The organism is Arthrobacter sp. UYEF3, assembly GCF_040546245.1.
GTDB lineage: Bacteria > Actinomycetota > Actinomycetes > Actinomycetales > Micrococcaceae > Arthrobacter.
The window spans coordinates 1-5,037 of the sequence record NZ_JBEPNK010000052.1; the positions used below are offsets into that span (position 1 = coordinate 1).

4 protein-coding genes are annotated in these 5,037 nt (G+C 69.5%); all 4 read left to right on the forward strand.

The window, feature by feature from the left end:
• Window positions 1-87: 87 nt before the first annotated feature.
• Window positions 88-903: a TnsA-like heteromeric transposase endonuclease subunit gene (locus tag ABIB14_RS18580; protein ID WP_123256269.1), complete on the forward strand. Its 816-nt coding sequence runs from the start codon at window positions 88-90 to the stop codon at window positions 901-903.
• Entirely contained in the window at window positions 861-2,942 is a 2,082-nt protein-coding gene (locus ABIB14_RS18585; RefSeq protein ID WP_354237376.1) for a Mu transposase C-terminal domain-containing protein, read from the forward strand. The genes ABIB14_RS18580 and ABIB14_RS18585 overlap by 43 nt, the downstream gene beginning before the upstream one ends.
• 159 nt (window positions 2,943-3,101) lie before the next feature.
• Window positions 3,102-3,989 (forward strand): TniB family NTP-binding protein, encoded by an 888-nt coding sequence (locus ABIB14_RS18590; protein ID WP_259678321.1) that lies wholly within the window; start codon window positions 3,102-3,104, stop codon window positions 3,987-3,989.
• Window positions 3,986-4,843, forward strand: a complete 858-nt coding sequence (locus ABIB14_RS18595) for a hypothetical protein (RefSeq protein WP_123256271.1) — start codon at window positions 3,986-3,988, stop codon at window positions 4,841-4,843. Before ABIB14_RS18590 ends, ABIB14_RS18595 begins: the two co-directional genes overlap by 4 nt.
• Window positions 4,844-5,037 lie beyond the last annotated feature (194 nt).

Below are 5,037 nucleotides of genomic sequence, written 5' to 3' on the forward strand. Positions count from 1 at the left end.
ATGTCCTGTCTCAATTTAGTTGGCCATTTTCGCAACTTACCTGGCCACCTACGGGTTTCTGGGGTTTGTCTCAGTTAATCTGGCCACATGGATGCTGCTCGCGCGCTGAGGTCGCTGCCTTCGAACATGACCGATGAGACCCGTGTGCTGGCGCGCCTGGACGGGCGGATGGCGAATGCGCCGCTTTCTGCGGCTCTGGCATCGCTCGGGCTTGAGTCGGCGCTTCCGGTGCGGGCGTTCTTCTCGTGGCAGGGCAAGCGGAACTACGAGGGCAGGTGGTGGTCCAGCACGGTCCGGTCCCATGTGGGGTTCGAGAGCTTGCTGGAGCGCGACTTCCTGCTCTCGGCGGACCATGACCGGGATGTCGTGGGGGTCGCGTCCCAGCCGTTCGCGTTCCTGTGGCCGCGCGGGACCGAGGGCTCCCGGGGGCACGTGCCGGACTTCTTCGTCCGGCTGCGGGATGGCACGGGCCGGGTCGTCGACGTCAAGCCTGCAGGCCGTGTCCGGTCCGCGGAGCGCCAGTTCGGCCTGACCCGTGAGGCCTGCGAAGTGGCCGGGTGGGAGTACGAGGTCTTCACCGGTCCGGCGGAGCCGCTGATGTCGAATCTGCGGTGGCTCGCCGGCTACCGCCAGGACCGCTTCGCCCCCGACGGCACCGCGGCGGCCGTGCTGGTCGACTCGTTCGCCCCGGAGACCTCGCTGGCCGGAGGCGTCCGGCGGGCGGCCAGGGCGCTGGGCGCCGACGAGGGCATCGTCCGCGCGCACGTGCTCCACCTGCTGTTCACCGGGGCGCTGGCCGTCGACCTCGACGCCCCGCTCACGCAGGACACGCCGGTGTCCCCGGGTGTTGCACCGAAGGCGTGCTCCGCCTGGAACGCTGGGTCGCGGGAGGCGGCGTCGTGAAGTCGGTTCGTCTGTTTGACTTCATTCAGTTCGACGGCGCCTCCTGGCAGGTGGCTGCCCATGACGGTGCCGAGTTGGCTTTGAAGAATCTCGCCACCGGCCGGATCCGCCGGGTGCCGGTCGCCGAGCTGCTTGCCGACGACTCGTACCTGCCTGACGCGCCCGCTCCCCTGCCGTCCCTGGCCGGTGTCGCGCTGCTTGAAACCCTCGAGCCTGCTGCCCGGGCGCAGGCCGAGCTGCTGCACCGTCACGTCTACGAGCTCGTCAACGGGACCCCGCCGGACGCTGCCCCCGGGACGGCGCCCAAGCCGGAGTACGACCTGGCCAACCCGCTGCTGCATCGCATCGGGGCCAAGGCAGCCGAGCTCGCCGCCGCGGGCACGCCGATCTCGGCCCGTACGTTGCGCCGCCACGTCGCCGCCTACCGCAAGCAGGGTATCGCCGGACTTGCCGACGGGCGCAACACCCGTCAGAGCACCCTGGCTGGCTGGGCTGCCCCGGAGCTCGTGGCGCTGCTTGAGGCCGAGATCTCAGGGCAGACCAACACGTCCACCGGGACACGGTCCCGCGCCGTCACCCGAGTCCGCGCCCTCGCCGGGCAGCAGGGCCTGACGGTCCCGTCCCGCGCCACTCTCTACCGGATCCTGGCCAAACTGGAGAAGTCCCGGCACCCCTTCGGCAACGCCACGACCCGCAGGACCCAGGCCAGCCGACCCGACCGGACATGGGGCAGGCAGGCGCCCCTGCGACCTGGGGAACTCGTGGAGATCGATTCCAGCCCCTTGGACCTGATGCTCATCTACCCCGACGGGTCCACGGGCAAGGCCGACCTCACCGTCGCCCTCGACATCGCGACCCGGACGCCGCTGGGCGCGATCCTGCGCCCCGTGGCAACGAAGGCCGTCGACGCCGCGGTCCTGCTGGCCAGGGCCATGACCCCGCTGCCGATGCAGCCCGGCTGGGACGCGGCCCTAAGCTACTCCCGATCGGTCCTGCCCCAGGGCATGATCCCCGGCGGCGAGGACGTCCGCTCCGCGATCGCTGCCAAGCCCGTCATCGTGCCTGAGTCGATCACCGTGGACCGGGGCAAGGTCTACATCGGCGCCACGTTCACCGCCGCGTGCGAACGGCTCCAGATCAGCCTGACCAAGGCCGCCCCGCGGACCGGGACCGACAAGCCCCACATCGAGCGCTTCTTCGCCGGGGTCAACTCGGGCTTCACCCAGTACCTCGCCGGCTACACCGGCCCGAACGTCGTCCGCCGCGGCAAGGACCCCGCCGCCGAGGCACGGTTCAGCCTCGCCGACGTCCAGAGCCTGCTTGACTGGTGGCTCGTCGCCGTCTGGCAGAACCGCCCGCACCCGGGCCTGAGGCACCCTGCCATGCCGAAGAAGGACCTCACCCCGAACGAGGCCTTCGCAGCCCTCGCGAGCGTCGCACCCCAGATCCCCGTGACGCTGACCAGAGAGGACTACATCGCCCTGCTCCCGCTGGAGTGGCGCTCAATCCAGCCCTATGGAATCAACTTCCACGGTCTCCACTACGACGCCAAGGCACTCCACGAGTACCGGGGCGTCTCCTCCGGGCTCCCCTCTCCCGCGAAAGGCCGATGGGAGATCCGCTACGACCCCTACCGGCTCCAGTCCATCCACGTCCGCGACCACCGCAAGGGCAGATGGATCGAAGCCGACTGGACCATGGCACGCCAGCTCGCCGGCCCGTTCTCCCTCGACGTCCTCGCCGCCGCGAAGAAGGCCCTGGACAGACGCTCCGGCAGCATCCCCGGCGCGGACCTGCTCGCAGAGGTCAACCGCATCATGACCGCCCCGGCAGGCCGGGCCGAGGCCCGGGCCGCCATACGGGCTGGCGCCGCGCCGTCGAGCGTTCCGGATCCAGCGCCGCGGCTGCGCCTTGCCCCTGTCCACGAAGAAGAACCTGACTCCGAACCCGGCGCCGCCCCGTCCGCGGCGACTGCGACCGCGCCTGTTAGTCCGCGTCCGCGTCGTCATGCCCGCCGCATCGACCTTCTGGAGGACTGAGCCATCGCGACCCCCGACTCCCTGACCGCCTGGCGCCAGTTCGTCGACCACGCCCCGATCGAGCCGGAACGGCTCTCCCCCAAGGAGCTCAAAGCCCTCAATCCCGAGGAGAAGGACGCTTACGACCGGGAACGCTTCGCCTGGCTCGCCGCCGACACCGTGCTGGAGACCACGGACACGCAGGCCCTTGCCCGGCAGGCAAGAATCGCCCTTGCGCGCAACGCCGCCACCACCGCCACGGCGCGGCGGGGGCTCGCGGTCTCCGGGGCCGCCGGAACGGGTAAGTCCACGGCCGCGCTGCTGATCGGCAAGCGCCATGAGAAGGCCGAGCGCAGGCGTCTCGGGCGCACCGACGACACCACTTTCGCCCCGGTCGTCTATACCGTGGTCCCGCCCGCAACGACGCCGAGGATGCTCATGCAGGCCTTCGCGAACTGGCTCGGCCTCCCGGTGCCCCAGAGGGCGACGGCCCAGATGGTCACCGAGCGCGTCGTGGGCGTAATTCGCACCCTTGGCGTATCGCTGGTGATCCTCGATGAGGTCCATAACCTGACGACGAGCAGGCTGGCCGGGGCCGAGGCGGCCAGCACTCTCAAGCAGTTCGCCGACCGGCTGGACGCGACCTTCCTCTACGCGGGCATTGACTTGCCCGAAACGGACCTGTTCGCCGGGGACATGGGGAGACAGATCAAGGCCAGGATGATCGTGCACCGGATGCGTCCCTACGGGATCGGATCCACGGCGGACCGCGAGGCCTGGACCGAGCTGGTCCTCGGGGTCGAGGACCTCCTGCCCCTTGCCGCGCACGTGCCCGAGTCCCTCGCCGGGCAGGCCGCCTACCTGTGGGACCGCACAGGCGGGAGCATCGGGGCCTTGCGCGCCCTGCTCTCGGACGCCGCCATCGGAGCGATCATCGACGGGACCGAGAAGATCGACCGTCCCCGGCTCGAGGCCACAGCCACCGACTACGCCGCCGAAGAGCACCACCACACCCGCGCAGTCCAGCCCGCCGGCCCCCGCAAGCGCGGACTGAAACGGGCTCAGTGACGATCCAGCCGCTCCCCGTCCCCACCAGGATCTTCAACGGCGAAGGCCTGATCAGCTACGCCTCCCGCCACGCAGCCCGCAACGGAACCACCGTCGAGGAGATCGAACGGGCCCTCTTTGAGGGCGGAGCCATCCCCAAGCCCAGCCACCGCCGCACCCCCGAGCGGCTGCAGGCCTGGCGCGACCTCGGTGACCTGCACGAGAGCGCCTTCACTACCCCGGCCAAGATCGACGGCTCAGAAGTCATCGACCGTGAACTCTGCCTACGCTGCACCCAGGGATCGGGAGGAACCGCCCGGCTGCCCCGCATCGGATGGGTCTGCGCAAGACACTGCCGATGGCTCGGCACCACACAGCACGACATCCGCGCCCTGCCCGAGCTCATCGCCGCCGAACGCCACTACCGCCGGGACCTCGCCCCGCGCGGCGTCCTCGTCGACTCCCCCATCATGCTGTGGGCCCGCGAATGCGCGACCACTGTCCTCAGATCAAGCACAGTCGTCTTCAGGCAAAGCACCGTCCGGGAACGGTCCCGGCGCGGATCAACCTCCGACCTCGACCTGCTCGCCTACCCGGAGACCGTGAACGTCGCGCGCCTCGCCACCAGCCCCGGATTCAATACCCGGATGCTCCAACCCGGCCTCTGGCACCGAGACCGCTACGACCTGAGCATCAAGGCAGTCGCCGGTTTCTTCCCCGCAGCACACGAGGACGAATCCCTGCGCGCCGCCCACCGCATCACGGCCTTCTTCGACGCCATCGCCTGGAACATCAAGAGAAATCCGCCGCCCTCGCCGGCCGACGCCGGCCCCGGCACGCCACTGGGCCAAGCCTGGAGCACCCGGGGCAGATAGCTCACCGGGGCATGGCACGCCGTTTAGCGCCGCAGGGGCTCAGTCCGTCGCCCCGGAACTCAGCCCCTGTGGGATAAGGAGGCAGGCTTTCCATACGGAATGGCCAACTAAATTGAGACGGTTCCTACCCGATCTGTCTCAATTTAGATGTCCTTTTCCCACGTCACCATGGCCAACTAAATTGAGACAGGACA

What these genes read in the sequence shown, in the direction of transcription:
- ABIB14_RS18580 (WP_123256269.1), top strand. Translation starts at nt 88, where the DNA reads ATGGATGCTGCTCGCGCGCTGAGGTCGCTGCCTTCGAACATGACCGAT.